This is a genomic window from Shewanella surugensis, assembly GCF_023284005.1.
GTDB classification, from domain to species: domain Bacteria; phylum Pseudomonadota; class Gammaproteobacteria; order Enterobacterales; family Shewanellaceae; genus Shewanella; species Shewanella surugensis.
This window is the reverse complement of the sequence record NZ_JAKIKS010000042.1, coordinates 18241-42628: the sequence shown is the minus strand read 5'-3', so window position 1 is coordinate 42628 and position 24388 is coordinate 18241. Positions and strand designations below refer to the sequence as shown.

At 39.8% G+C, this 24388-nt stretch carries 26 protein-coding genes and 3 pseudogenes; 22 read left to right on the top strand and 7 right to left on the bottom strand.

What is annotated here, in order from left to right:
- Positions 1–382 precede the first annotated feature (382 nt).
- On the top strand, positions 383–1462 hold the full coding sequence (dinB, locus tag L2764_RS12255; RefSeq protein ID WP_248940542.1) for a DNA polymerase IV: 1080 nt from the start codon (positions 383–385) through the stop codon (positions 1460–1462).
- 94 nt (positions 1463–1556) lie between these two features.
- On the opposite strand, the gene L2764_RS12250 is transcribed toward dinB, so the two are convergent.
- Positions 1557–3020: an aminoacyl-histidine dipeptidase gene (locus L2764_RS12250; protein WP_248940541.1), complete on the bottom strand. Its 1464-nt coding sequence runs from the start codon at positions 3018–3020 to the stop codon at positions 1557–1559.
- 247 nt (positions 3021–3267) lie between these two features.
- On the opposite strand from L2764_RS12250, the gene L2764_RS12245 reads away from it, so the two are divergent.
- Positions 3268–4803 carry a M17 family metallopeptidase gene (locus L2764_RS12245; RefSeq protein WP_248940540.1) on the top strand — a complete coding sequence of 512 codons (1536 nt, stop codon included), beginning with the start codon at positions 3268–3270 and terminating at the stop codon, positions 4801–4803.
- A gap of 851 nt (positions 4804–5654) precedes the next feature.
- On the opposite strand, the gene L2764_RS12240 is transcribed toward L2764_RS12245, so the two are convergent.
- Positions 5655–6350, bottom strand: coding sequence for an XRE family transcriptional regulator (locus L2764_RS12240; protein ID WP_248940539.1), 696 nt, complete (start codon positions 6348–6350; stop codon positions 5655–5657).
- A 241-nt stretch (positions 6351–6591) separates the two neighbouring features.
- Between L2764_RS12240 and L2764_RS12235 the strand changes: the two genes are divergently transcribed.
- The 13 genes and pseudogenes from L2764_RS12235 to L2764_RS12180 all read left to right on the top strand — a co-directional run bounded on the left by L2764_RS12235 (position 6592) and on the right by L2764_RS12180 (position 12422).
- The gene (locus L2764_RS12235) at positions 6592–6849 is read left to right on the top strand and encodes a hypothetical protein (protein ID WP_248940538.1); all 258 of its coding nucleotides are present in this window, start codon (positions 6592–6594) and stop codon (positions 6847–6849) included.
- A gap of 108 nt (positions 6850–6957) precedes the next feature.
- Complete coding sequence (locus L2764_RS12230) at positions 6958–7191, top strand: helix-turn-helix domain-containing protein (RefSeq protein WP_248940537.1); 234 nt, start codon at positions 6958–6960, stop codon at positions 7189–7191.
- Positions 7192–7373: 182 nt separating this feature from the next.
- On the top strand, positions 7374–7730 hold the full coding sequence (locus tag L2764_RS12225) for a hypothetical protein (RefSeq protein WP_376708410.1): 357 nt from the start codon (positions 7374–7376) through the stop codon (positions 7728–7730).
- A 1151-nt stretch (positions 7731–8881) separates the two neighbouring features.
- Positions 8882–9255 (top strand): annotated as a pseudogene (locus L2764_RS12220) (glycoside hydrolase family protein).
- 1 nt (position 9256) lies between these two features.
- A pseudogene (locus L2764_RS28240) lies at positions 9257–9370 on the top strand (glycoside hydrolase family protein); the annotation flags it as partial.
- A complete protein-coding gene (locus L2764_RS12215; protein WP_248940534.1) occupies positions 9354–9842 on the top strand; it encodes a hypothetical protein in 489 nt (162 codons plus the stop codon). The pseudogene L2764_RS28240 and the gene L2764_RS12215, both read left to right, overlap by 17 nt.
- Positions 9811–10122 (top strand): hypothetical protein, encoded by a 312-nt coding sequence (locus L2764_RS12210; protein WP_248940533.1) that lies wholly within the window; start codon positions 9811–9813, stop codon positions 10120–10122. Before L2764_RS12215 ends, L2764_RS12210 begins: the two co-directional genes overlap by 32 nt.
- Positions 10115–10378 carry a holin gene (locus L2764_RS12205; protein WP_248940532.1) on the top strand — a complete coding sequence of 88 codons (264 nt, stop codon included), beginning with the start codon at positions 10115–10117 and terminating at the stop codon, positions 10376–10378. Before L2764_RS12210 ends, L2764_RS12205 begins: the two co-directional genes overlap by 8 nt.
- Before the next feature lie 67 nt (positions 10379–10445).
- On the top strand, positions 10446–10820 hold the full coding sequence (locus L2764_RS12200) for a hypothetical protein (RefSeq protein ID WP_248940531.1): 375 nt from the start codon (positions 10446–10448) through the stop codon (positions 10818–10820).
- Between the two features lie 18 nt (positions 10821–10838).
- Positions 10839–11060 carry a hypothetical protein gene (locus tag L2764_RS12195; protein ID WP_248940530.1) on the top strand — a complete coding sequence of 74 codons (222 nt, stop codon included), beginning with the start codon at positions 10839–10841 and terminating at the stop codon, positions 11058–11060.
- Between the two features lie 171 nt (positions 11061–11231).
- Positions 11232–11489, top strand: coding sequence for a phage baseplate assembly protein V (locus tag L2764_RS12190; protein WP_248940529.1), 258 nt, complete (start codon positions 11232–11234; stop codon positions 11487–11489).
- Positions 11490–11498: 9 nt separating this feature from the next.
- Positions 11499–11867 (top strand): hypothetical protein, encoded by a 369-nt coding sequence (locus L2764_RS12185; protein WP_248940528.1) that lies wholly within the window; start codon positions 11499–11501, stop codon positions 11865–11867.
- A 186-nt stretch (positions 11868–12053) separates the two neighbouring features.
- Complete coding sequence (locus L2764_RS12180; protein ID WP_248940527.1) at positions 12054–12422, top strand: baseplate J/gp47 family protein; 369 nt, start codon at positions 12054–12056, stop codon at positions 12420–12422.
- Positions 12423–12452: 30 nt separating this feature from the next.
- Here L2764_RS12180 and L2764_RS12175 read toward each other — a convergent pair whose 3' ends face one another.
- The 4 genes and pseudogenes from L2764_RS12175 to L2764_RS12160 form a co-directional block, all read right to left on the bottom strand.
- A complete protein-coding gene (locus tag L2764_RS12175) occupies positions 12453–14453 on the bottom strand; it encodes a family 20 glycosylhydrolase (RefSeq protein WP_248940526.1) in 2001 nt (666 codons plus the stop codon).
- A 167-nt stretch (positions 14454–14620) separates the two neighbouring features.
- A complete protein-coding gene (locus L2764_RS12170; protein ID WP_248940525.1) occupies positions 14621–15106 on the bottom strand; it encodes a carbohydate-binding domain-containing protein in 486 nt (161 codons plus the stop codon).
- A gap of 85 nt (positions 15107–15191) precedes the next feature.
- Positions 15192–15475, bottom strand: a pseudogene (locus L2764_RS12165) (DDE-type integrase/transposase/recombinase); the annotation flags it as partial.
- Between the two features lie 247 nt (positions 15476–15722).
- Positions 15723–18614: a glycosyl hydrolase family 18 protein gene (locus tag L2764_RS12160; RefSeq protein WP_248940524.1), complete on the bottom strand. Its 2892-nt coding sequence runs from the start codon at positions 18612–18614 to the stop codon at positions 15723–15725.
- A gap of 445 nt (positions 18615–19059) precedes the next feature.
- On the opposite strand from L2764_RS12160, the gene L2764_RS12155 reads away from it, so the two are divergent.
- Positions 19060–19209, top strand: a complete 150-nt coding sequence (locus L2764_RS12155) for a hypothetical protein (protein ID WP_248940523.1) — start codon at positions 19060–19062, stop codon at positions 19207–19209.
- 178 nt (positions 19210–19387) lie between these two features.
- Here L2764_RS12155 and L2764_RS12150 read toward each other — a convergent pair whose 3' ends face one another.
- Positions 19388–19708, bottom strand: a complete 321-nt coding sequence (locus L2764_RS12150) for an ArsR/SmtB family transcription factor (protein WP_248940522.1) — start codon at positions 19706–19708, stop codon at positions 19388–19390.
- A 149-nt stretch (positions 19709–19857) separates the two neighbouring features.
- Here L2764_RS12150 and L2764_RS12145 point away from each other — a divergent pair, with 149 nt between their 5' ends.
- The 6 genes from L2764_RS12145 to rimI all read left to right on the top strand — a co-directional run bounded on the left by L2764_RS12145 (position 19858) and on the right by rimI (position 24365).
- Entirely contained in the window at positions 19858–21045 is a 1188-nt protein-coding gene (locus L2764_RS12145) for an NAD(P)H-dependent oxidoreductase (protein ID WP_248940521.1), read from the top strand.
- Complete coding sequence (locus L2764_RS12140) at positions 21042–21728, top strand: sialate O-acetylesterase (RefSeq protein WP_248940520.1); 687 nt, start codon at positions 21042–21044, stop codon at positions 21726–21728. Before L2764_RS12145 ends, L2764_RS12140 begins: the two co-directional genes overlap by 4 nt.
- Positions 21725–22936, top strand: coding sequence for an MFS transporter (locus L2764_RS12135; protein ID WP_248940519.1), 1212 nt, complete (start codon positions 21725–21727; stop codon positions 22934–22936). Before L2764_RS12140 ends, L2764_RS12135 begins: the two co-directional genes overlap by 4 nt.
- Positions 22937–23065: 129 nt before the next feature.
- Complete coding sequence (locus tag L2764_RS12130) at positions 23066–23248, top strand: hypothetical protein (RefSeq protein WP_248940518.1); 183 nt, start codon at positions 23066–23068, stop codon at positions 23246–23248.
- A 168-nt stretch (positions 23249–23416) separates the two neighbouring features.
- Positions 23417–23881, top strand: a complete 465-nt coding sequence (locus L2764_RS12125) for a DNA polymerase III subunit psi (protein WP_248940517.1) — start codon at positions 23417–23419, stop codon at positions 23879–23881.
- Positions 23871–24365, top strand: a complete 495-nt coding sequence (gene rimI, locus L2764_RS12120; RefSeq protein ID WP_248940516.1) for a ribosomal protein S18-alanine N-acetyltransferase — start codon at positions 23871–23873, stop codon at positions 24363–24365. Before L2764_RS12125 ends, rimI begins: the two co-directional genes overlap by 11 nt.
- The last annotated feature ends 23 nt before the right edge of the window (positions 24366–24388 follow it).

Below are 24388 nucleotides of genomic sequence, written 5' to 3'. Positions count from 1 at the left end.
TTAGTAAGAAACCCCGTAAAGCTAGAAGTCTTTCATTGTTATTTCCGAGCGAACAGTTACCCGTTTTGAAGTGAATCCAATCGATCATTTTCACTGTGTTTAAGTACTAGTGGTTAAAACGGTTTGCTTTAGGATCGTGGGCATTGGCTGGGGAGTAGACAAGGTCATGGGAACGTATTGTGTTGAATGTGAGATTGATTAGTTTGAATGACTTGCCATGAGATGAAAAGGCTAAATGTGGTTGTTAACGTCATTTATGAGCCTTTATCGCGTGATTTTTCACTTAAAAGTCAGATTAAAGATGATACTCTTTAATACTGTTTTTATACACAGTATAGTATGCAATAGAGAATGCGACTTTATGCTCATTTAAGGAACCCCATTGAGGAAGATCATTCATATCGATATGGACTGTTATTTTGCTGCTGTAGAAATGCGCGATTTTCCTGAATTAAGGGGGAAGCCGATTGCTGTTGGGGGGCGAAGTGATCGACGCGGGGTGATCAGTACCTGCAATTATGAAGCACGTGAATATGGCGTGCGTTCAGCGATGGCGTCGGCTTATGCGCTGAGGCTATGCCCTGATTTGATTTTAGTGCCGGGCAGAATGGCAGTTTATAAGAGTGTCTCACAACAGATCCAGAGCATATTCAGGCAATACACCGATTTAATTGAGCCATTGTCTTTAGATGAAGCCTATTTAGATGTCACTGATTGCCAATTTAGTCAAGGCTCAGCCACTTTAATGGCTGCTGAAATCAGAGATAAAATATTTGTAGAAACCGGTTTAACGGCATCGGCTGGTGTTGCCCCTGTGAAATTTTTAGCCAAAATTGCGTCAGATCTCAATAAGCCCAATGGGCAGTATGTCATTTTGCCTCAGATGATCCCTGAGTTTGTTAAAACATTATCACTTAATAAAATCCCCGGTGTGGGAAAAGTGACCGCACAAAAGCTAGCGGATTTAGGCTTACACACCTGTGGTGACGTACAAGGTTTTCCTGATGCAATATTATTGGCTAAATTTGGTAAATTTGGGGCTTCATTACTAGAGCGCGCACAAGGTATTGACGCTAGAGGTATCTATCCTCATCGTGAACGCAAATCTGTCGGCGTCGAGACCACACTGGCGAAAGATATTGTTACGCTTTCTCAATGTCAGTCGGTGATGGAGTCATTAATTCCAGAGCTCAGCAAAAGGGTACAGCGAAGTGCGAAAGATCGAAAGATCAGTAAGCAGGTCGTGAAGCTTAAATTCAATGACTTTAAACAAACCACCATCGAACATCGCAGTGATGAGATATCATTAACCTTATTTTATATCTTATTAGAGCAAGCATTAGAGCGGCGGCACGATCGAGGCATACGTTTAATCGGTATTTCGGTTGGATTAAACCATGAAGATAATAATCAAAAAAGGATAACAGAACTCAAAAAAGCGCAGCTGGATTTAGGGTTTTAGTTTGTCATCTTCGATTCATTGTAAAAAGAAGCTAAAACAGCGTGTTGATACTTTGGCTTCTATGGCTAAAAGGCATTTTAGCGAATAATCGAACTTATTCACCCTTAACTGGAATACGCTCTAAAATCGCCAGTAATAAGGTCCAGTACTGACCTACGGTAGTGATATTGACTTTTTCATCAGGGCTATGAGGATAGCGAATAGTCGGGCCAATAGAGACCATATCCATATCGGGATAAGGTTTTTTAAACAGACCACATTCAAGACCTGCGTGGATCACCATAATCGTGGGTGCTTTCTGATAAATGTCCTCATAAGTGTCACGTACGCTAGCCATAACCGGTGAGCTGTTATCCGGTTTCCAACCGGGATAAGCCCCGCTGAACTCGACATTGGCACCCGCTAATTGTCCTAAGGCACTGAGCATACCTTCTACGTTGTCCCTGCCTGAATCCATCAAGGAGCGAATTAAGCATAATAAGGTGACACTGTCTTTGCTGGTCTTAATCACGCCGAGGTTGAGGGAGGTTTCCGTTACACCTTCAATTTCGTCACTCATGCGTATTACCCCATTCGGGCAGGCGTGAATAAGGTTAACCAGCCCTGTTTGGCTGTGATTTGCCATGACGGTACTAGGGATCACAATCTCCGTTAAGGTGAATTCGACATCAGGCTCAATTATCGCTAACTCTTGACGTAGCAAGGCTTGATAATCTGCTATATCATTTTGTAATTGAGACAATTTATCAGCAGGTAAGCTAAATTCGATTTCAGCTTCACGGGGAATAGCGTTACGTAATGAGCCGCCTTCGAACTTGGCTAATTGTATCGATAAAGTGTGTGCATGATCGAATAAGAAGCGGGCCAATAATTTATTGGCGTTGCCGCGACCAAGATGAATGTTCACACCTGAATGGCCGCCTTTAAGGCCCGATAGCGCTAAGCGAAAAGCATGGACTTGTTCATTGGGCGCTTGCCATTGCATTGGCAGGCTAAGTTCTCCATCGACGCCCCCAGCGCAGCCCATGTAAATTTCACCTTCTTGTTCTGAATCGGTGTTAATCAGAATATCGGCTGCTAACATACCGGCTTCTAAGCCAAAAGCGCCCGTCATGCCCGCTTCTTCATCGATGGTTAATAGGACTTCTAAAGGGCCATGAACAATATCATCGCTGCCGAGTACGGCGAGTGCAGAAGACATACCGATGCCGTTATCTGCGCCTAAGGTGGTGCCTCTTGCCTTAACCCAGTCACCATCGATATAAGCATCAATGGGATCGTTTTCAAAGTCATGCTCTTTATCGGCATTTTTTTGCGGCACCATATCTAAATGAGCTTGAAGCACGACGGTTTTACGATTTTCCATGCCAGAGGTGGCTGGTTTACGAATAATCAGGTTGCCAACCGCATCTTCAATAATGGATAAATTTTTATCTTTTGCCCAAGTTTGAATATGTTGGCTGAGTGCTTGCTCATGTTTAGAAGGGTGTGGAATGGCACAAATTTGTTCGAACCACTGCCATAATACTGGCGGTTGTAATTGACTTAAAGAAGACACAAAACACTCCTAATTAATGAGGGGGATATTATTGCAACCTAAGTTATCAATGAAACAGGCGCTACTCAGTGATTACGGTATGATTTTCTTTGCTTTAGCAGTACGCCAGAGATGTGAAAATACATAGGCTATTTATTATTGTAATGTGAGTGAAAAGTTGCGATATTCTAGCATAAGTAAGCGTTAAAGCAGAATGAAATAGTCGCGATATAGCCATTGATAGCGCTGTTTAAGGGGAATAAATAAAATGAAATCAGTCAATTTTGTAGATGTTAAAGATGAAAGCGCCATATTTGATGGACAAGGTTGGGATGCATTAATTGTTGTGACTCATACACTCAAGGGTATTCCAGTTGATGAGGTACGATTATTTGCCGAGCATGCAGCGTCAGTTGATAACAGAGTGGGCCAGTCGACCTGCTTATTGTTGGCTCCTGGGTTAGCGGGAGGTAAATTGATCATAGCCCCAGTATTGCAAGTCGATGATGATTATCAAGATGTGCGTATTTACAGTGACGCGGCTAAAGCTGGGATCAACATGGCACAAGCCTCGGGAGCGTTAAAGCCAATATTAATGGTGATAGAAGCTAACGATGAGCGTTTTCAATTAGCGGATAACGTTTCTGCATTAGCCTGCGCGCAGGCTTTATGGCAGCCCTTGGAGAAAAGAGAAGCCGGAAAAGTACCAGAGTCGATTGTTGAAATAGGCTTATTCACTTCAAATAAACGAGGTCATAAGCTCAGTGCGATAGAAGCGGGTAGGCAACTTGCCCGAGACTTATGTGGCACAGAGCCTGAAAGAATGTCAGCCATTCGCTTTAGTTATTACTGCCAAGCAGCATTCGAAGGCTCAGCGATCGGTATTGAGGTTATTGATAATATTGATTTATTAATACATGACTATCCATTATTGAGTGCGGTGGCGCGGGCCTCTTTTGCCGTACCGAGACATCATCCTCGAGTGGTTAAATTAGAATATTGCGGCGAAGGTGAAATAACGCGGACGTTTCTTTTTGCAGGCAAAGGGGTCATTTATGATACTGGAGGCGCAGATATAAAAGTGGCAGGGGGGATGGCCGGTATGAGTCGAGATAAAGGCGGCGCGGCCGCTGTTGCTGGTTTAATGAAAACCTTATCCTTGTTACAGCCAAAAGGGATCCGCGTGATAGCACAGTTAGGTTTAGTGCGTAACAGTATCGGCAGTGATGCTTTTGTCACCGATGAAATTGTGACGAGTCATGCTGATTGCCGCGTCCGCATAGGCAATACCGATGCGGAAGGACGTTTAGTATTGGCTGATTTGCTTTCTCATTTGCGTATTCAAGCAAAAAGTGCGCCTCATCCGCAGCTCTATTCTGTCGCGACATTAACAGGGCATGTGGTGCGTTGTTATGGCGGTTATACCGCGATGGTAGAAAACAGTGTTGCTAAGCACGCAAAGGTGGGGGTTCATATACAGCAACAAGCGCAAAAATGGGGCGAGCCAATAGAGCGATCGTCATTACGCCGAGAGGACTTTAATAAAATCATCGATCCTTCAGGGGCCGCAGATGTTTTATCGTCAAATAATGGACCTTCAGCCATTACAGCACGTGGTCATCAGTATCCCGCCGCTTTTTTACTCAAGGCATCGGGATTGTTTGATCACGGCTTGCATGCTGATTTACCTTTGCCTTTTACTCATATAGATATTGCTGGCAGTGCGGTAGAGGGACATCCTCATTACGGCAGTCCTACAGCAGCTCCTGTTGTTAGCTTGATTAACTATATACTAGAAGGCTGAGCAGATTGGAAATTCAGAATTGATTTTCTATTCATCGTGTTATTATTTGCCTTATTGTTTATTTTCAATAAGGACGTTTTTTCTTCATTATGTCTGTTTTTGACTTTATGTTGAGTCTAATGAGGTCGATTATTCTGAATTTAATTTAGTTCCAATATCAACGTAAACCATATGCATTTGATTATATTGCTTTTTATTTGAACCCTGTTCTTTTATTACTTAAAGTGGGTATAATTAGTCTTTTTAATAAAAAAGATTGTAATAAAATTACACTTAGCTATAATGCTTCTCATTGGTTAGCGACTCGCTAACCAATCTAGTCTATCCAGGAAGGATAATTCTCCAAGGAATCGAGCGACAAGTTGACTCTAAACCTGAACTGGCGGCTTATCTAGTCTATTCAGCTAAGTTTCACTAGAGTAATTTTATTACAACTTTGTTAGGAGTACGAAAATGGCTTATTCACAAATGAACACAATTTATTGGCAAAATATTTGGTTTAACTCGGATGTTTTGCATGGCGGGATTTTCGCCATGTCGTTTAAAGGTTAACTCTCCTTTAAACGTGAGTTTTGTTTTATCCATCAACCTTAAAGCACTTTTTTGGTGTCGCTAGACTCAAGTGTTATGTCGTTATGACCTAGCATAGATTAACGCTTTTTTTGCGGTAACCTTATTTCCTTTTGGATGACTTGAATATGTCTGACCTGCTCTTTGAGCAGGTTTTTTTTTGGTTTTTTTAACTCAATCGATGATTGATAGCCAGTGCAATGAGGTTCTCAGATCACTTAGCTATCACAAAAGGGCGTCCGGTATTCTATTCAAGTTTTGAGCGATAAAAAATGTATTTTTTATAGCAGCACTGAATACCAGAAGACTTTGCCGATGAGACGGATCAGACTCGCTTGTTGTTTATCATAATGTTCATCGGGATACTCGTCGCTGTTATAGCTACGTAGGCGGATCCCACCGCCGGGAAGCTGATAAACTAACTTTACTCTCAGCATGCCATCATGATTGATAGCATACATTTTCCCATCGATAATGTCTGTTTTAGCCGTGTCGATACCGACGGTTGAGCCTGTTGGTAAAACGGGCTCCATACTACTGCCATTCACTTTCACACAGGCAGCATGCTCTGCTTCTACGCCTTGACGTCTTAATGTCGATTTTGCAAAACGGAGTTTAGGTCCATGATTTTCACTTATTGCAATCGCGCCATTACCGGCTGCAAGTTCGACTTCTGTAAAGAAAGGGACTTCTAATTCATCCTTGCTTAAAATAGTGTCATTACCCCAAGGCTCGATGGATCCTACCCATTCAGCATCAGCATCAGCATCAGTTTTAGTCTTATCACCATACATCAACCAGTCCGGCGTACAGTTAAGTGCCTTAGCTAACGCCATAATTTTAGAGGTAGAGGTGGTTTTACCCGACACCAATTTATGCACCATGACTTGAGAAATATTGGCTCTATCGGCTAGCTCTTTTTGAGTGAGGCCAACCGCTTTGAGTCTGTCTTTAATATTCATTGCGAGTATGTTCATGGGCTCATTATATTACCATAGTTATAAAATTCAACTCCCTTTGGTGATTGCTTTTTATTAACTACAGTTATATTATAGTTATATTAAAGTTAATTAAATGTGGGTTTGATGGTTAAGTTAAGGAGAGTTGAGTAGGTTTTTGCCATTGGAATAGTGTGAGTGAATCAAAATAGAATACATCAATAGCATTAAGAAGCTGAAAAATAGAGAATATAATAAGGAATTTGTAGGGGAGGGCTGAATGATGTCTGATTTAGCAGATGATGCTCAGAGGTTAATGCAATGGCGCATAAAGTCGAGTTTGTCTCAATTAACTACAGTAATAACGTGTAGCACTGGACGTTGTTATTACTGTTTTGAGGTTATCGGGATGGAGCAGCGGTTTTGTGATAGTTATTGCCGTGATGATCATGAACGTATACAAAGACTTGAACAGGTAAGGTTTGGTAAAAGAGCTTTTGGCTCAGATGCTTTGAGACTGGAAGCCATCAATGGTTGAAATGAACTAAGTTAAGCTCTAGTCAAGGCAAGCTACTGTAACGTGTCTTGGATACAGGGAGCGTGTCATTTTGCTGAGATCTTAGCTTTGCCACTTTAAGGAGGATAAATGGAACCGCAAATCATAAAAGCGCGAGGGTTTGAAATTTTAAAAACAGGCAGAAGGTTAAGAGGATTAACTCAAATTGAAGTTGCTGAAACTTATGGTATAAATTCTAAGACTTATCAGCGATGGGAGCGAGGTTCTACCGCTGTTTCTTATGATGATTTGACTGCTATTTGTGAACTTGTTTTTAAGATCCCAGTGACCGAAGTCAAAAAGGCAGTGAGTTATACTCAATAGAATGGAGTTTAATTAACTTTGGTTAATAATTAGATATTATTGAATGTCAGTAAGTGAAGTGATGTTGGTGAGATAAGTTAACCGAAGGGCATTTTACTTCAGTGAGCGAGAGTCAATAGCGTTAGTTGAAAAATGCGTTTAGTCAGAAGGAAGGGATGATGAGGTCAATCGCAATGAATACTATGATGAAAAACGGTGATGTATGCACAAGAATGAGCATAAAAACATTACGTCATGAGTTATCTGTTTGGGGGCGCTACTGGAGGGGGCAAGAATATGGGCGTGGATTCTCAACCAGAAGTACTTGCGATAGGCTTGGTGAAACTCATTCTACTTTTGGTCATCATAATGTGTATGAAATAGCGACGCCAAAACAGGTATCAGTTTACGATGTATTAATCGACTCTCTGAGTATCGAATGTCGAAGAGCACTGAGAGCTCAATATATTTGCCAGAAAGATTGGGCGTTATTAGGGTTTAATTCAAAAAAGTCACATACGTATTGGCTTAGACGTGCCGAAGGAGGTTTACTTGATTAGATTATTCATGTGTTTACTGACTCTGTTATTTATTATGAATTCATACTACTAGATTAATGTGTTCACTTAACAAAAACGAAAATAAAAGGTTATTAATATTTATTAAGGTTTAAATTATGATGATTTATTTCCGTCATGGTAACGATATTTATCGCGGATTTCATTATTTAACGGGTTCATGTCGTTATTATTTAAATAACGCTAATCATTAAACAAAAGCCACATCTAAAATGATTAGCGGTGGCTTTTTTGTTTCTAATGTAAAGGTGAAGGGACAATTTTGGGGCTGTAAACTAAAGTAGAAAAGCCTATAATATCGTTATACTGGAGCAAACCTTAATAAGGAGTCAGCTTTAGTGATATGTAGACTGAATGGGTTAGTTGTGGTGGTAGCGAGAGCATGAGCATGAGCATGAGCATGAGTATGAGTATGAGTATGAGTATGAGTATGAGTATGTGACACCTTGCTGATGACTTAGTGTGTTAGTACTCGCTCACTTGTTTATGATAGCTCTTAATAATCACTTTTATTAATGGCTGTTATAGATTGCAGAGGGGTAAAGTAGGACAGTGTTAGGGCTGTAAATGAAGCGGGAAAAACATATGATATGCCTATGCTGGAGATGAGATTAATATAACGCAGGGATGTTATCTTTATATCATAAACGGTATTGCAATTAATTTAATACCGTTTAATAGTTTTTTTATTCTACTCTACGAATACAACGGACTAACCTGATAGAGGCTCTCTGGGCAGGTTTTATTGTGGGCTGATTTTAATAGTGGCAACTTTTATTTTTATTCGTCATTACTCTAATGAATGTTCAGAGTGACAGTTGATTTATGCGTTATTTTTGATGCTAACTTATGGAGTATGGTTAATATTATTTTAGTTTTAATATCCATGGAGTAATAGGGGACAGTTTTAGGGCTGAAAATAAAGCTATAAAACCCTATGATATGCCTATACTGGAGATGAGTTTAACAATGAGTTTATTCAACTCTTGTTTATTAATATGGGTTAAATTAATTGTTTTTAACGGCAATGAAAAAGACTAATACTCTCGTTTTATCTATTTAAGGTGCTTATTTTCGGCATTAAGCGGCTTGCGGTTACTCATTCCCAAAAAAGTAAAAATTCAGGAGGCGCTATGGCTATTTCTCAACGATTAATGGCTTTGGGGCTAACAAGTGCTGTTGCATTGTCGGGTGGCATATTAGTGGCTGAAAATGAAGGATTGGTTTTAGGCACTTATCTCGATCCCATCGGTATTGTGACCAGCTGTTATGGTCATACCGGAGGCGAGCTTCAATTAGGGCAAGATTTTACCGAAGCGCAATGTTTGGAGCAGTTAGCCGTAGACTTGAGTCATCATATGAGCGATTACTGGCACTCTCCCCACGGCTTTCTCAAGGGGAGCATATGGCTTATTTAAGCTTTATTTATAATGTGGGTATTCAAGCATTCAAGCGTTCGACTTTACGTAAAAAATTGCTTAATAACGATCGTTTAAGGTGCCTGTAAAGAGCTTAAACGATGGGTATATGCTGGCGGAAAAAAACTGGCAGGTCTAGTGCGTCGCAGGCAATCTGAACTCATTTTTTGTACAAGGAACTTAGCCTATGTTCGCCCTATTTAGTCAAAATAGCCTGTTTATTCTTACTGTGATGCTAGTGGGGGTATTAAGTTATGCCACCGTATTGCAGCTGCGTTTTGATGCGGAAAAAGTAAAAATGGAAGCCATGAAGCTCCAAGAAACCCTGCTGCAGTCTGATCTCAGTATCTTAAGAGGCGTGATTAAGACCCAAACGGCGCAGCAGCAAATAATGGTTGATGAATTTGACATATTGGCCGAGTTAAATAAGGCCAATTCGCAAGCAAAACAAACATTATCACAAGAATTGGATCAGCAAATACAGCTGTTGGATAGATTAATGGAGGCTGAAAATGAACAGGTTTATGTTTGGGCTAATGAGCCTATTCCTATGGATATTAGTCGGGTGCTCGAGTACGCCAGTGATTGTGCGAACATTGGCTTACAGCTAACCTCTGTTTGTACTGCCGCCCAAGAATATGATAGTGCGGTGTCAGATCCCCTTATTTTCAAATAATAGCGAGTCGACTGACGCCGTCTTCACTCGGATTTGGTCAAATAAAGCCACTATAAGTAAAGCTGCGCAGCGTGGTACCGTAAACCAAGCAAGCAATTCATTATCATTCATAGCTACTCAAACTAACGCCGATCTTATTCAATATAATTTAAGACTTATTGCCAGTTTGGCTCATTGCAATACTGATTGGCAGCGGCTTGATGATTGGTATCAAGTGAAGAAAAACCAACATAATAAGATTAACGCCAAGGTTGAAATAAAGGAGGTGTTAAATGAGTAGCTTAGAGGGAACGGGTATTCAAAGAGTGCTCAGTAATGCTTCCTATAGTGCCTCAGTGAGTACGGCCGCAGGGAGTGCATTAACGGTTAATGATTGGGCATTATTATTAGGCATAATATTGGCCGCATCAACCTTTGCGACCAACTGGGCGTATCGGGCTATTCAAGATAAACGAGATTCAGAAAAGCATGAACTTGAAAAACAGTGGTTGAAATTGCGCTTACAAAAATGTGTACAAGACGACTTTGAAAGCTAAAGTTCGAGCACTAGCACATGAAAGCGAACGTTTTAGCGAACAGCCAATGTGAAACAAAGGAGTCAATATGGAGCCCATTATCGTGATAATAAGTAAACCGAGTCAGTTTTATCAAGCCATTAGGCAAGCTCTGCAAGCATTAGCTGTCCAATGGAAAGCGCTGGATATGGTTGAAGATGTGATAATAAAAAGCTATCAAGGGCCAGAGCGTCAAGCTCAAGCCTATGCTGTTTTAACGCTGCCGACGATTTTTATCGAGTTTGAATGGCAAGTCGAACATGCGCTTAATGGCCAAGGCCAGTACGGGTATGCGTATCATATAAAACTGCATTGCGCTGTGCCTCAAACGGCTGCTCAACAAACGGATCCCAGCACTGAGGTTGAGTTGCTTAGCTTAGATTTACAGGCAGAGCTGACCCGTTTAGTGGATGAAAATACCTAGGGCATTAATACGCTACAAATGAATAAACCGGAATATATCAATACCAGTGCCTGTCATTTCCATTTGACTAATAACGAATTAGTTAATAACGAGGTGACTAATAATGAGCCCGTCAATAGCGATGCAATAAGCAGTCAACAAACGGGTGTTAGGGTATTGAGTTGGCGACAAACCTTATATTTAGGTGAAGATAATATCAGTGGACCTTTGGCAGAGGCCAGAAATAAGAGTGGTAGCTAATCCCGCTAATATTGATTTAACCGATGAATACCAGACAATTTTAGTCACTCCAGAACTGTTGAATGTGTCGCTTAAGTCATAATCGCTTTTATTAATAGCCCTTTTTTATTATAGGCATACGCCGTGATCATGACTTTCTAACTCTAACTTAAATTAATCAAAGGGTATCTTATGCGCGTCGCTATCGAATCGTTAGTGCGGGAGCAGCTGCGCCCCTATTTAGATCAAATGTCGCAACTCAGCAGCGAAATTGAAGAAGTCAGGCGGCAAATGCAGTCGATGATCCGCCTTGGACGGGTGAGCGAAATCCATGAGAGTCACCAGCTCATTAAAGTGGAACACGGCGCATTAACCATGCCGTTTATTAAATGGTTTGCGCATGCAGCAGGAAGAGTCAGTCATTATCGATGCCCCAGTATCGGTGAGTAAGTCCTGCTGTTGAATTTTGGCGCAGGCTATTCAGCTCAGCAATATATTGCGCTAGTGGGCATCGCATCAACGGACTTTCCTTTCGTGGGTGATAACGCTGCAGAAGTGATCACTCACTTTGGCGATAAGTGCAGCCAAGTATGGGACATGGATGCTGGCACCCTCATTATTCAGGCGGCAGAGAAAATCACCTTAGAGAGTAAAATGGTTTTAGCCTCACAAGATCTCCAAGTGCAAAGCAATATTAATGCGGGTGGTGATATTACCGATAATAAGGCGAGTATGGCAGCGGATCGGCTTATTTATAATGGGCATATTCATGGTTATACCGATGATGGTGTTGATATGACAACGGCTATAACAAAGTCATCTCAATAGGCTAAAAAGGAGAGTTCTATGATAGGCATAGAAAGATCAACGGGGCGGCGACTTGATGGCTTTAATCAGTTTGTCAGTCGCGTCACCCAAGTGATGACCACGTCGCTAAGCGGCGAGCGGAAGGATTAGATCTCTATTTCGAAGGTCAATGGCAAGGTAGCCATGTTAATTTTGAGGTACCGGTTAATGTTTCCACATCAACATCCCTTACCTAAACCTGAGCTGATGAGCACACCAGGCTTTGAAACGTTATTTGCTCAAATTAAACAGGATGTATTAAGCCATATACGGCAACTCTCTCCCACGGATGAAGCGGCGGTTAAACAAACCTTAGAAAACCAAGCTGAGATCTTAACCAAGTTCACTCAAGCCTTCACTATAGTGTTGCAAAACCACACTCGGCAAATCAATCAACAAGCGCTGCAAATGTTTGGCATGTATGCCACTGATGATGAGGCGGTGTATGTCACCGCCAGTCAATTGGGAGTCAAACGTTTAGCGCTCGAAGTGGGTGATACCAGGGCGAAAGCCTCTGATGTAATGATCAGAAATTAAGATAAGGGATCAATGAGCGCTGTTGAAGATTTACTTGCTCGGACGGTTACTGACCTTTGTTATACGGCTGGATCTTGCACGGATAAAAACTTCAGCACTTACGTTTGGACTTTGTATATCGGAATAATTTATCCAATGTTCACCATCTTCTGAATATTGAAGATTAACACCGGGAAACTGAATATTCATCATCAATTTTCCATTTTCAATCTTTGCCCCTGGAATAGGTAAACGGTAATTCACTCCAGATTGTTCAAGTTTAGCGAGTTCACGTTGGCCCAAGATGTTTGAAAATCGTCTCCAATCTCTGAGTAGTACTTCTTTATCAACCAGATTGGTTTCTTGTGAGTACTCAAGACCTTCTTTATAATCATTTTCCCACTCAGCACGATGCCACGCTCGCTCAGCTACAGCTAATAGACGAGGAAATATCATGTATTCGTATTGTTTGTCAGTACGTACTGTTTCAGACCAAAGCTGAGCAGACAAACCGTAGAATGGTTTTGCGTTAACTTCCCCCTTACCGATAAAACTATTACCGTCACGATCGACAGACGTTTCCGCATTTTGAGGTAAGTTCTCAGGAGTAAAAGTGAAAATTTTACGGGTGTCAATTGCTCTTGTAGCCCAATAATAACCTCGCTCTTTTGGATCCACTTCGTATGGCATATCCATGTACAAGTAATCTGGATTTGAAATAATGACTTGATAACCTTTATTAGACCATTCGTAAACCGATGATGCGCCTCCCCAAAATAAAGGATCCCAAAAGTTAACACGCTTGTTTGTTGTTGCAAAGTCATCGGCATTTTTACTGTGTTTCAATCCATCTTGCCATGCTTGAAAAGTTGGAATATTTTCATCTGCCACAAGGTTAGATACTTTTTCTGCAAAGTAATTTGGTAGACTTTCGAAGCTATTTACAATGCCTTTATCGATTAGTATTTTACATTGTGGGGACTTAGAAAATGGTATATCTTGTGCGGATAAGTCAATAGTACCTTTCGAGTTTACTTTATTTTCTGCATTGATGTCTTGGAAACCAGCGCCTAATTTGATGTTTTTTGCTTCATCCCCACCAAAATGCCAAGTCGTTAAGGGCACACCTGCCTCAGTATGCATTGCAGCCACTTCAGAAATAACTTTGTTTACAAAGTGAGTCGAAGATTCAAGGCATGGATTGATAAAGCTTTGCTTATCGTAAAATTGAACGGTCGTTACATTTGATGTATCTTCAGGATCAAGTAGTCGGTATTCATTGGCTTCTACTGTTTTTCCTTCCCCCATTAAACGTTTAAATCGTGCTTCCATAGAGATAACCGCAGAGCGGGAATGTGCAGGCATATCGATTTCAGGGATCACTTCAATATTACGTGCTTTTGCATATTTCAGAATATCAATATAATCTTCTCTGCTAAAGAATCCAGAACCAGCATTGTTTTTTGTCGGGCCAGAACCGAGCTGAGGTAATAAACAATTTGTCTCATTTAAGTCAAAACAACGGTTTGAGCCAACATTGGTGAGTTCAGGTAACCCTGATATTTCTAGCCTCCAACCCTCATCATCAGTTAGATGAAGGTGAAGTTTGTTCATTTTGTAAGCCGCCATTTGGTCTAGGGTTGTAAAAATAATATTTTTAGAACGAAAATTACGTGCTACGTCTATCATGATCCCGCGATAATCAAAACGAGGCGCATCCTTTATATTCAATTGTGGTAAGGATAGTGCTTGTTGACTATCGACTAGGCTAAAAATAGATTGTACTGCATAGAAAACACCGGTGTTATCGAATCCTTTAATTTCAATACCGTCATTTTGAATTGATAAAGTATAAGAACCTGATTTATGTAAGTTACCAGTGAAATCATTGGGTGATATAGTGATGGTGACAGGTAATACACCATTTAGGTTTACATTAATAATATCGGCACGTTTTTTTATCGCTGAAAATAGTTGCTCATTAAAAAAATTATAGGGTAGGGCAATACCATTAACAATGCTCACCGTACCTTTTCCATCTTCAATAAACATGGGTGTTGGAATTATGTTTGCTGTGACATCTTGTAATGTATTAGTTGAATTTTGTTCAAAGCGAGATGTTGCCGTTGCTAGTATATTATTGTCTTCAGAAGAGCGTTTTAGATTCGTCCCTTTTAAACCTGTGACTAATGGGTTAAGAGCATTATTTAAAGAAGCTATTATCTTGGGGGGAAGTATGGTGATACAATGAATGCTTTTGATAGGAAGTCAGTTTCAGATAAATTCCAGTACTCACTGATAAGTGGTAGAACCACAATGTCATCTTTAGCAAAACCGTCAAATTTTTCAGTGGGTTCTATCTGGTAAAGATCTCCTGTGATATGACTGATTTTAAATTTATCATTTTCGAGATCAAGGATTTGACGAATATAGTGAAAATATATAGTCCAATCAGTTGAATAGACGGATTTACCTTCATTAATAAGCGTCATATTGACTTTATTACATCTCCCTCCATCGGCTCCTAAATCCGAACAGGGCAATCCTGCCGTTACCCCGTCATTAGTCAATACTTCAAATGTAATGACTAGATTATCAGCGAGTGTATCAGCTGCACTTTCATCATCGTCATAGTTGCATCCAATACAGCTTAAAATAATGCCAGATAGAAATGAAAATAACAGTTTTTTCTTAAGAAAAATCATAAGAGATATATCCTATATTCAGTGAGTATTTGAGGTGTTTTGGTTCCATTTTATCCAGATTATAGGATTGATTATGAACAGATAATTAGGTATGAATCACCTCTATATTGAACAATTGGTTACTGAAAGCGGATTGCTCCTTTCCAAAGTATTTCGTTTATCACTACGTAACCAAAAATCAAACAGCCCTTTGCTGATCATTCGTAGCGATTCAAATCTCTGAAGGATTGACCATGCTCGTTTTTTTAGTCGAAAACTATACGTTGTGTTAACCCATTTTTTAATGGCAGCATGATTGATCTCTATGCCATTATTGAGACATTTTACTTGCCGCTGAGTGATATATTCCTGCAGGCGATCTTCTTTTTTATCGTGCCATAGTGTGGAGTGAAGTGGTCAAGTAAAATAATATCGTTTTATGATATCTGGAAATTTATAACCTTTGAGATAAACAATCCGTATCTAATAGCGTAAATAAAAGACAAGCCTAATATTACCATTAGACTTGTCTGTCATTTATTTATAGCCGCAGAGTGTTAAGTAGACTCTTAGCCGTCCAAGAAGAGATAGACTTAAATGACTCAGCTTAAAAAACAGATTGTATGTAGAACTGAGGTTACTTATTTGATTCCCATACATCTGATTGACTAGGTAAATCACCTTGAGTCCACCATTTTGCAGTGAATGTTTCCTCATTATAAATAACGGCATCGCCAGTGTTGTATACTTTAGATGCACTCCATTCTTTAGTTGTGCCATCATCTTGGCTTGCCCATACATCTGATTCTCCAGGTATATCACCTTTAGCGTACCATTTTGCGGTGAACGTCTCACCGTTATAAATGACTGTATCCCCAGTGTTATATACTTTATATGCGCTCCATTCTTTAGATGTACCATCGTCCTGTTCTTCCCATACATCTGATCGGCCTGGTACGTCACCTTTGGTGTACCACTTTGCAGTAAAAGTGACTCCGCTATAGATAACAGTATCGCCAGTATAGTAAACGGTCTCTGGATCCCAATTAGTGTCAATTTTGGTGACAGAGATCGTTTCTGAAACAGTATCTTTTACATTAAATACATCTGTTACTGTTAAGGTGACTTGGTAATCGCCTGCTTGCTGTGGAGTGAATGATGCAATGACGCCTTTTGAATCATCAACAACAATGGGTTGGTCCTCAAATGTCACCGCCCAATCAGTGGTTAATTCATTCACGAGTTCATCTTGAGATGTTGATTGTATTTCAATGATGTTGCCTTGCTCAAGATTGTCACTGACAATGCTAAAAGAGGCGCTTGGAGCATTATTGGCGTCAGCATCGCCAATGACCGTTGTGGTTGCTAACATTGCATCAGTATGACCAAATTTATTGGTAACGGTTACTTGAGTAATAACATCATAGGTTGGTTTATTGATTAAAGATGAAGTATCAATCAGTAATTGTTTATTATTCTCCGTGCCAGCAACAGCTTGAGCATAGTTAGAGCTGATATCCCATTGATAGCTAAGATCGTTATCTGCTTTATCTGTCGCATTGACAGAAAAACTAAAGACTTTACCCGTCGCAATATCAGTATATAAATACTGCTTATCATGAGAAATATCAGTGATAACTGGAATGGATTCGTTTACTTTGACTGTATATGTTAAATGGCTAGACAAGTTTGAACCGTCTTTCAATGCTATGCTCAAATTGAAAGTCAGTACAAGGTGTTCACTGGGTTCTTCAGAGACGTCAATGTTAAATGAGGTATTTAATTTATCGTTCTCGTTAATATGAACGAGCTGACCATCAACCCCCTTAGCGTTAACTAACATCCACTGAATTGATTTAATTTGACTCGGATCGGCACCAATAAGTTTAGCTGTTAAGTCATAGCTGTTGTTCATAACAAAAACAGCTTGTTGATCAGAAAGGTGTAAGCTTGGACCTTGGTCAGCAATATAGGTTAAATCGGTACATTCTTTAGTTGAAGTAATATTGACACCACAACTATTAATGATATTTTTCATATCAAAAACTTGTTGGTTAACCTCGTAGTCTAGGCCTTCTCGCGCCGCATTTAACATCAGACCTTCGTCTGGATCGCCCATCCAGTTAAATACACCACCTAACCCCTTGTTAAGTGCGTACTGTGATTTAGCGTATACTGTACGAGGTGTATCAAATGAGACAAACAAGTGATTATTATCATTATATAAGAAATCAGCATTGGCTTCTTTATCGGTATAAAGGGTAAAACCATTTTTACCTGTTAAATTGGTATCAGGTGCTATATTGACATAATTGGCCAAAATGTCATTAATAGCAGATGATGCCGCCTCAAAAGTACCCGCAGTACTCGCATTTTTGGTAAAGGCTCCCTTTAAGGGACTGGGGTAAACTTGGCCTGTAGCAATCGCATTACGAGAGTAGTTGGCGTAACCTATTTGGATGTTTTTCGCGGGAATATTTAATGTATCAATCATGTATGTTATTGCTTTATCAGCTGACCACTTAGTATCATCAGCTGAATACAAGTTAGTGTGATGATTTAGCGTGGTATCCCATTGACCAAAAAAATCATAGGTCATTAGATGAATATCATCGACACCAGCAGTCACTAAGTCATGAAGTTTTGCGGCATCAATTTTATCCGTTGGTGCGCCTGACGCGATTCCAATCAGTATGTCTGTTCGGCCAATATTATTGAGTGCTTGACGCAATTCAATAATAAATTCTTTATAGTTACGTGCATCATTTTCAGGGTCGAATACATTATTATCAGCGCCCAGAATACCTGGATATTCCCAGTCAATATCAAGTTGACCAATAAAGGAATAGGCTTGAACAAATTCAATTAAGCTATTTAGGAAAACCTGACGATGTTCAGGTTTAACGGCATCTGAAGCGATATTTGATAAAGACCAACCAAACACACTAATACCAATACGGGTTCCTTTTTCTTCATGTAGCTTTTGCATGACACCCAGCATGCCATTTGGGTTGGGATCTAGCCATTTCACGTCTGCCCATGGCATTTCGATATCCCGGAATGAGTTTTTTTCTAGATCGGCAAAAGAATCTGTTGTGCTTAATTGATATTTATTTAAACCATATTTAGTACATGATTGTTTTAAGCCGTTCACTCCACCTATAACGGTAGGATCGCCGATTTCAGTCCCACATAAACCAAAAAATGATAATAAAATAGTATCATATTTTGCTAACTCATCTAGGTTTGGTTCAAAACCTTGTTGGTAATGCGTCCAATTCGATAAATAGGCAGTGATTTTAGGAAGATCTTCATTTGCATGATAGCTGTTAGAATAAAGGTTATATTTACTGCTATCTATTTTATAGTTAGAAAGGCCAGTTGCTTGAAGAACACTATTTTGAGCGAGATCAGAAGAGTCTGAATGGCTTTTAACTTGAGTTAAATCTGAAGTTGCATTTGCTGCTGAAAATAAAAGACTGGTAAGGCTAATGGATAACAAAGAAAGCTTTGCTTTGTTGATGCTCATATTTATCTCTCATGTATATAAATAATTGTTGTAGGTTTTTTAAAAATTGTAGGTTTTTACAAAAGTTTGTTCTTATTTACATTTGCTTACGGTTTTGAGTGTAAAAGATAACAATAAAAATATTCATGAATTTTTTATTCTTCTATTGTTTGTTAAAAGGGTGAGGTGGTAACTGCATGTATATAATGTTATTTCTTATACCACGCTTGTATTGTTAAAAAAACTTAATGAAATTTTTTTTGTTGTGTTAATTATTTTAAATTAATACTGATGAGTGTTTGTTTTTAAACTTCACGAATTAACTATTTAAATTAACAGTATGGTAAACAATATTTATTTACTGAAAGATTTATCCTTTTTTGTTTATTTTATGTTTATATGTTTACTTAATTCAATGGTTGTTTATTATTAGTATTTATATTGTTTATTTTAATAGTAAAAAGGAGTGAGTGATACGAATAATAAGGCGAATAACCAAGAGAATAATTATCAGTTTAGCGAGTCGTTGAATGTAACGAATAACCAAGTTGAGGGAAGTCGGCAGGCAAGTACTTATTATCGAGCGGGTGATATTTACGTTATTAACTTAATTTAGCAAATTAATGAGGCTCGGCTAGATCAGGTTGCCACGAGTGATGAGAGAGCGAGCCGCCTTCATTAATCGGTTGTTCAATATCGAGGTGGTTTTAGCCTGATAGTCTGCTCAGAATTGAGCCCAATTCACCCAAACTGATTTTTTGCAACAAGCCCCAAAAAATAAACTGATCGGTGCTCTAGGGCGTTTGAATCATTACCTTTTTGAGCATTTGTGTCAAAGCTGATTGTAGCTCAGTGTAACGCGATTGATTAATACAGTAAAAATTTTGCTTTCCCACTATCTCTGTATCAATCAGGCCATGCTTTTTTAATTCTTTCAGGTGTTGAGATATGGTCGATTGAGCCAAAGGAATACGCTCGGTCAGATCACTAACACAACGATTTTCTGCAACAAGTATCTCTAAAATCATGACTCTGGCAGGATGAGCCAGCGCCTTCCCAAAATCTGACACATCATTATACTGTTGATTAAATATACTTTTTTTAGTTATAGCCATAACTACCTCTTTTTATTTTTATCGTAATTCTACGATAAAGTTTGACAGGATACAAATTAACATCGTACTATTGCGATGTTATGTTCATCGTGATAGTACGATGTTAATTCATATCCTAGCTTATTTATGCAACGACTGAGGAGAAGTATATGCAACTTACATTTAGAGACGCTTGCCGAGGTGAAGCTCAACTCATTACCGAATTTATAAAAAACGCCCAACCAGTGGGGGCAATAGAAACAACAGGTGCCTTCTTTATCGTTACGGAGCAAAACATCAAAGATTGGTGTATAACGATTGTGGAAGATAAAGGGAAAATTATAGGCTTTATGGGCCTTGAGCGTGTTGAGCAAGTCGAAGCAGCTGCAGGATTGTTTGCCCTTGATAAGAGCTACCGTGATGGAGATCTGGGTATACAACTCATTAAGGATATTAAAGGTAAATTGCGTGAATATGGCGTTCGCCATATCACATTCCAGTCAGCTCCTGATACCCTTGAGCTTTTTAAAAATATAGGTGCTGAAGTCATTGGAGAAATAGATTCAGCTTACATGCTTGGGGGGAAAGCGCTATTATTGCGACTCAACTTAGTGAAAGCCTTGCCTCAGCACTCTGTTGAACAAACACTGGATAAACTATTTTGTTGTGAAGAAAACATTGTCAGAACCAAGCCTAAAGTATTATTTCTTTATGGTTCATTACGTGAGGGCTCCTATAGTCGTATGTTAGCTGATGAAGCTGCTCGTATCATGGAAACCTTTGGCGCAGAAACGAAAGTTTTTCATCCCCATGATATCCCTATTGTAAATACCGGCCTCACGCAGAGTAAAGATGAAAGCGCTTTGCCCAAGTCTGTGATCGAGTTAAGGGATGCTGTGAGTTGGTCAGATGCTATGGTTTGGATATCACCTGAGATACATGGCGGGATATCGGCGACTTTTAAAAATATGATTGATTGGCTGCCACTCAATACCGATGCGAAGAGATCAAGTCAAGGAAAAATCGTTGCTTTGATGCAAATCAGTGGTGGCTCTCAGTCCTTCAATGCCGTAAACCAGATGCGTGTATTAGGACGTTGGATGCGCTGTTATACCATTCCAAATCAATCTTCATTACCAACCGCTTATAACCAGTTTCATAAAGATGGAACTCTTGTAGATTCTTTCTACCGTGACCGTGTCATAGATGTTCTCGAAGAGCTTTTCCGATTTACATTATTACTACGTGGAAACATTCATTATCTAGTTCAACGCTGGAGTGAAGAGTCACAAATTGATTCTGATGAGCCACGGCCATTGATCACTTTCCAAAGCGCTGTCAAGAGTCTGACATCATGAAAAAAAAAGAAATATTTTTGTTGATGGGCCAGTCAAATATGGCTGGCCGGGGCTTGTTATCTGAGAGCCCCAGTATTGAAGATCCGCAGATTGAAGTTTTCAAAAATAACGAGTGGATACCTGCAGTTGAGCCATTGCATAGCGATAATGCAGAGGCAGGCATAGGCCTGGCGATGAGTTTTGCAAAAAGCGTTCGGGCTCATGAGCCCGGTAGCACAGTCCAATTGGTCCCCTGCGCTGTGGGGAGCACTTGTATTGATGATTGGCTGGAAGGTCCTATTTATGACAAGGCATTATCGAATATCAAAAATGCTCTTCAAGGAGGGGAGCTAAAAGCTATTTTATGGCTCCAGGGAGAGAGTGACTGTAGTCATCCGATTAATGCTGACCTATATTTAGGTAAGTTAGAACAGTTTGTTGTTCAGATCCGGGCTGAATTAAATCACCCCGACATCCCCTTTATCTCAGGCGAATTACCAGACTTTTTAAAACAAGGAGGACGATTTCAACACATAGATAAAATAAATAGAGCAATCTCATTATTAGAGACAAAAATCCCTCATTATCGGCGTGTAAAAACGAATGGCTTAACGCCTAATAGAGATAACATTCATTTTGATTCAAAATCATTGCGTATATTAGGCCATAGGTATTTTGATGCTTATTTGAGTATTCCCATATGATAAATCGAAAAACTCTTTTTATCCTGAATATAGGGCAGCTGATTCTACCAGCTATCCTATATTATGCTTATCCTATCATTTATAACGCCATTCTACCGATCACAGTCGATGGGCATATAGTGCTTGGTTATCAATGGTCTTTAATTACATTACTGTTAGCATGGGGAGTGGGATCATTTTGTTCAGGATGGATTTTTAATCGTTATGGTACCCAAACTGGGGTGGTGGTAGGGTTCATGTTAGCTTTTATTGCTTTCGGTCTGCTCATACCCCTCCATAGCTCAAATGAGCTTATTTTCATCAGTTTATTAATAGGTTTAAGTCTGTCATTTCTATTTATGGATCCAGTTATCGCTCGTTTTAAGGAGGTTGGGTACAGTCAAGTTTGTTTTAATAAACGAGTAATACAACTCACTTTAGTAAGCGGCTTTGCCAGCACATTTTCCTATCTTGCTTTAAATGAAATTTATGCTCGGTTTAGCTGGCAACATGCAATATATATTATTATTTTATTACTTTTGATATTTTTTATCGCTTACTTCATCTCATTCAAAGGAAAACCGAGAAAACCTAGTCGAAGTTCAAGTCAATCGAGCTCTTATACCGATATATTATCATCCATTTCATTATTAATGATTTTGGTTTTTTCGACACAAGGGATCACCCAAACCATTATTTTTTTTGAAATATTCGCTTATCTCAACAAACCGGGTGATAGTTTAAGCCTTATATTAGCATCCTTTTCACTTATTGGAGTAGCCCAAGTTGCTGGTCGGGTAATTATCATCTTCCAGAAAAAAATGACTGGAAAAGGAATGATTATATTATCATCCGGGCTAATGTTCTTAGGAATGATCAGCTTATACATATCCATAAACTCAAACATTTGGTTTATTTCTGTCTTCGCTTTACTCTTTGGCGCTGGACTGGGTATTTCGACGATTGCCAAGCCTATACTGGTTAACGAGGTATTCCATGAAAACTTTTCTTTCTACAATGGATTTTACTCCGGTATTTTGAATTTTTCACGAGCGATTATGCCCATAGTATTCGGACTAGGCCTGTTGCTATCTAACAAAGAAAATATGCTGACGGCTCTGCTTCTTGGCTCCGTTATTATGCTGCTTGCTTCTTATAAGATATGGAAAGTACGTAAAATAGAAATGAACAACGACATGCTTCATTTGGAATTTGGCAGTAAGAAATAAAGATTACGGTATTAAAAAAATGCCAGCCAGTCTTACCAGTGGGCCAGTTTACGCATATCAAGCACAGCTTCTCCGTTGCGCGATAAGCTGCTCAGCCAATGACCTATTAACCCCTTATCTCGAAGCGCGTTGATAGCCAATTTGCTTTCTCTTTACATCCAAACTCTCACTGAAGGAATACTTGAATGGGATGACAGTTTTCCCACAGAAATGGCGGGCATATGGTCGATTGATAAAGTGACTGCCAAAGGCGATTGCTGTGGCGGCTATCGCTGCGCGGTGATGGCGACATTAACAGATCAGTCCGTTTGATGATTGTAGAGACAGGGCTTTGTTGGTGGCTCGATTTATGGTCTGCTTGTGCTGGGTTTCAGTCGTGATAATAAAGAATAACTGTTATGCTATCGATATTGAGTGCTCAGCGTGAATATGAGTTTATGGGGATGATTACGAGGTCTATGACGAGTATGAATACGATTTATGAATAAGATGGCCTACTTAGATGCCATGGGTATTACTCGTTGGACAATTCGTCGCCCTAAACGTCAAGTGTTTACCCTTCTTATCGATGATAAGGTGGCAGGTCAAGTGACGAGTGAGCACCCTATTTTGTTGACTGTGCTAGGTTTAATCGGTTGTCCTATTGAGGACTGTGAGTTTAGCGATAAAGATAATTCAGATGCGAATATTCTTTGGGATCTTCGCTCCCCTAAACCAGAATACGCCCTGCTCAGGCGGGTGAATCAAAACGCTTCGAATAAGCCATCTTATCTTATCTCTAAACCGCTCAGCGAACTTGAAAGTGACGCTGCTGAGAAGAAGGCCTTATGGCAGCAGATCTGTCAGCTATATCCACAAGCTCTGTTAGTGTTTGGCGATAAGCCTGACGCAGAGAGTGAAATGGATAGTGAGACTGATAAAGCAAAAAATCTTAATGAAATATAATCATATTAACATCAACATCAAGCCGATGCGGCGAACAGATGCGCCTGAAATGGCGGCACTTGCTAAACAAGCGCACACTCATCCCATGAGTGAGCAAACAATAGAGAGTTGTTTTGGCCCTTTATATCGCGTCTCAGGAATATATGCAGATGAGGTATTAGCAGGTTTTGCCATCACTCATCAAATTTTTGAAGAGGCAAGCTTAATGGATATCTGTATTGCGCCTAAAAGCCAAGGACAAGGATTAGGCAAAGCCTTATTAACCTCTGTGATTGATACTGTGAAAACCCATGACGCTGACGTGTTGTTATTAGAGGTGAGGGCGTCATCGACAGGGGCTCGGCAGTTGTATCTCGCGTGTGGTTTTGAACAAACTGGCGTGCGTGCAGGTTATTATAAAACAGTGAATATGAGCGGCAATGATCAAGCCAAAGTGGGTGTGGAAGATGCGATACTCATGCAGCTTGATATCAGCGCACGTTAGCCATTGTTATTTTATTAAAAAGG

Coding starts and splice junctions, on each gene's coding strand:
- L2764_RS12245 (WP_248940540.1), top strand. CDS start 3,268: ATGAAATCAGTCAATTTTGTAGATGTTAAAGATGAAAGCGCCATATTT.
- L2764_RS12240 (WP_248940539.1), bottom strand. CDS start 6,350: ATGAACATACTCGCAATGAATATTAAAGACAGACTCAAAGCGGTTGGC.
- L2764_RS12235 (WP_248940538.1), top strand. CDS start 6,592: ATGATGTCTGATTTAGCAGATGATGCTCAGAGGTTAATGCAATGGCGC.
- L2764_RS12230 (WP_248940537.1), top strand. CDS start 6,958: ATGGAACCGCAAATCATAAAAGCGCGAGGGTTTGAAATTTTAAAAACA.
- L2764_RS12225 (WP_376708410.1), top strand. CDS start 7,374: ATGATGAAAAACGGTGATGTATGCACAAGAATGAGCATAAAAACATTA.
- L2764_RS12215 (WP_248940534.1), top strand. CDS start 9,354: ATGTTCGCCCTATTTAGTCAAAATAGCCTGTTTATTCTTACTGTGATG.
- L2764_RS12205 (WP_248940532.1), top strand. CDS start 10,115: ATGAGTAGCTTAGAGGGAACGGGTATTCAAAGAGTGCTCAGTAATGCT.
- L2764_RS12200 (WP_248940531.1), top strand. CDS start 10,446: ATGGAGCCCATTATCGTGATAATAAGTAAACCGAGTCAGTTTTATCAA.
- L2764_RS12195 (WP_248940530.1), top strand. CDS start 10,839: ATGAATAAACCGGAATATATCAATACCAGTGCCTGTCATTTCCATTTG.
- L2764_RS12190 (WP_248940529.1), top strand. CDS start 11,232: ATGCGCGTCGCTATCGAATCGTTAGTGCGGGAGCAGCTGCGCCCCTAT.
- L2764_RS12180 (WP_248940527.1), top strand. CDS start 12,054: ATGTTTCCACATCAACATCCCTTACCTAAACCTGAGCTGATGAGCACA.
- L2764_RS12175 (WP_248940526.1), bottom strand. CDS start 14,453: ATGTTTATTGAAGATGGAAAAGGTACGGTGAGCATTGTTAATGGTATT.
- L2764_RS12170 (WP_248940525.1), bottom strand. CDS start 15,106: ATGATTTTTCTTAAGAAAAAACTGTTATTTTCATTTCTATCTGGCATT.
- L2764_RS12160 (WP_248940524.1), bottom strand. CDS start 18,614: ATGAGCATCAACAAAGCAAAGCTTTCTTTGTTATCCATTAGCCTTACC.
- L2764_RS12150 (WP_248940522.1), bottom strand. CDS start 19,708: ATGGCTATAACTAAAAAAAGTATATTTAATCAACAGTATAATGATGTG.
- L2764_RS12145 (WP_248940521.1), top strand. CDS start 19,858: ATGCAACTTACATTTAGAGACGCTTGCCGAGGTGAAGCTCAACTCATT.
- L2764_RS12140 (WP_248940520.1), top strand. CDS start 21,042: ATGAAAAAAAAAGAAATATTTTTGTTGATGGGCCAGTCAAATATGGCT.
- L2764_RS12135 (WP_248940519.1), top strand. CDS start 21,725: ATGATAAATCGAAAAACTCTTTTTATCCTGAATATAGGGCAGCTGATT.
- L2764_RS12125 (WP_248940517.1), top strand. CDS start 23,417: ATGAATAAGATGGCCTACTTAGATGCCATGGGTATTACTCGTTGGACA.
- rimI (WP_248940516.1), top strand. CDS start 23,871: ATGAAATATAATCATATTAACATCAACATCAAGCCGATGCGGCGAACA.